Origin of the sequence: Inquilinus limosus (assembly GCF_002195995.1) — a bacterium.
Classification (GTDB): domain Bacteria; phylum Pseudomonadota; class Alphaproteobacteria; order DSM-16000; family Inquilinaceae; genus Inquilinus; species Inquilinus limosus_C.
Map to the genome: position 1 here is coordinate 1 of NZ_NHON01000209.1, position 2151 is coordinate 2151.

Annotated in this window: 2 protein-coding genes; one reads left to right on the top strand and one right to left on the bottom strand. The window is 74.8% G+C overall.

Annotation, left to right across the window (positions count from 1 at the left end):
* Positions 1-351: 351 nt before the first annotated feature.
* Positions 352-1728 carry an FAD/NAD(P)-binding protein gene (locus BWR60_RS35960; protein ID WP_088158145.1) on the bottom strand — a complete coding sequence of 459 codons (1377 nt, stop codon included), beginning with the start codon at positions 1726-1728 and terminating at the stop codon, positions 352-354.
* Between the two features lie 84 nt (positions 1729-1812).
* On the opposite strand from BWR60_RS35960, the gene BWR60_RS35965 reads away from it, so the two are divergent.
* A partial coding sequence (locus tag BWR60_RS35965) for a hypothetical protein (protein ID WP_144445882.1) occupies positions 1813-2151 on the top strand: 339 nt, incomplete at its 3' end.

Genomic DNA, 2151 nt, shown 5'->3' on the forward strand with positions numbered 1-2151 from the left:
GGCCCGGCTGCGGGAGCCCGACATCCCGGCCCTGCTCGACGCCGAGCCGCCGATGCGCGTCGCCGAACGCCTCTGCCTCTCCCTCGGCCTCGAACCCTTCCCCTGCCTCGACTGGGCCGACAAGCCCGACACCGGGTGACCGGCCGGGCCGGATGGGCCGGAGCCACCCCCTCACCCGAAATCGCTGTGCGATTTCGACCTCTCCCCTGGGGAGAGGTAATGGAGCGCTTTTTCCCTCTCCTCGGGGAGAGGGAGTGGCCCGTCGCGTCGGCGACGGGAGGGTGAGGGGGCGTTGCCGGCCGATGTCTTCGCTGCGCTCGCAATGACGATTGATCATCGGCTTTGCCGGCCTCAGATCCCCGGGTCGAAGCCGGGCCTGGCGGGGGGCGGGATGGTCTCGCTCCGCAGCATCGCCTCGGCCACCTCGGCGCATTGCTTGCGGATGTCCGGCACCGCCGTGATCTCCCAGAAGGCGCCGCGGGTCGGCGGCCCCAGCGCGTAGAGTCGGGGCGAGGGCTGGCCGTCATGGCCGATCAGCCGGCCATCGGCATCGACGTCGAGGCCCAGGCGCAGCCGGTCCGGCCGAATTGCGCCGCCGGCCAGCAGCGACCGCAGCAGCGGGTCGTCGGTCCGGGCCGGGTCGGTCTCCGGCCCGCTGGCCAGGACCAGGCGGCAGATCGACCGGGTCTCGTCCTGCGCCGCCCCGCGGCGGCGCAGCGCCACCGACAGCCCGTCCTCCACCGCCGCCACCGTGCGCAGCCGCCCGGCCAGCACCTGCAGCTGGCCGGACGCGATCATCGCCCCGACCCGGTCGGCGATGGCCGGCGCCACCCGGTGCCGGTGCACGTCCCACCACGGCCGCAGATGGCGCAGGAAGCGCCCGGCCTGGGTCTCGTCCCAGGCCTGCCACAGCTTCTGGGTGAAGGGCCGCAGCCCGTCGATCACCGCCCGCCAGTCGCCGCCCGCCGCCTCCGCCTCGCGGCACAAAGCGCGGATCCGGCGCAGCACCGCCAGCACGGGCAGGCCGACGAACTCCGCCGGGTCCAGCGCCGCCGGCTTGCTGGCGATGTCGCGATGCGGCCGCGGCAGCAGCCCGCGCCGCGACAGCGCCAGGACGCGGCCGCGATGCTCCTGCGCCGCCAGCCCGGCGGCGATGTCGATCATGGTCAGGCCGGTGCCCAGGATCAGCACCGTCTCGTCCGGCAGGATCGAGGGCAGGCACGCATCCTCGGGCCCCACCAGGATCCGCCCCGGCGCCACCGGCAGCGCCACCGGCGAGGAGGGCGGCGCGTTGCCGGTGCACAGCGCCGCGATGTCGGCCCGCTCGGTCCGGCCGGACGCCAGGCGCACCGTCACGCCCTCGGCATCCCGGTCCAGCCCGACGGCGCCGTCGGCCAGCATGGTCAGGCCGCCGGGGAAGTCACGGCCCGCCGCTGCCAGCGTCTCGCCGATATAGTCGCCGTAGAAGCGGCGCGGCAGGTACGGCTCCTCGCCGCCATGGGCCCGGGCCCAGCGCAGGAAGTCCTCCGGCTCGTCCGGGAACGCGCTCATGTTCGCGGTGCGGACGTTCAGCAGATGCGCCGGATGCGGCGTGCCATAGGCCATGCCGCGGCCGGGCGGGCCGCCCCGCTCGATCAGCACGACCTTCGCCGCCCCGGCCGAGCGGCGCAGGAGCTGGACCGCGAGCAGGCAGCCGGTGAACCCGGCCCCGATGATGGCGATGCGCATGATCCTCTTGGCGCTGCTTCGACCGGCGGCATGGTAGCCACCTCCCTCCGCCGCGGCCAACCTCGGGATGACGACATCCGCAGCATGCGGCCATGCCGCCTCGCCGTCGCCATCGTGCCGCCCTATGCTGCGCGCGGGATCGAGGACGGGGCGACGGGGACGATGCGGATCGTTGCAGTGCTGGCGGTGGTGGCCCTGGGGGGGCTGGCGGCGGGGTGCGTGCCGTCGCGCGACAAGATCGACCTGCCCGATTCGGTGCCCGTGGACCGGGCGCTGTCGGCCGACATCCGTTATGTCTTCTTCCTGCCCGGCAAGGCCGGGCTGGCGCCGGACGGCACCGCCGCCATCGCCGCGGCGGTGGTCGAGGATGCGCGGCGGCGCGCCAAGGGGCCGGCGCCGCGGTTGGTGGTGACCGGCCATGCC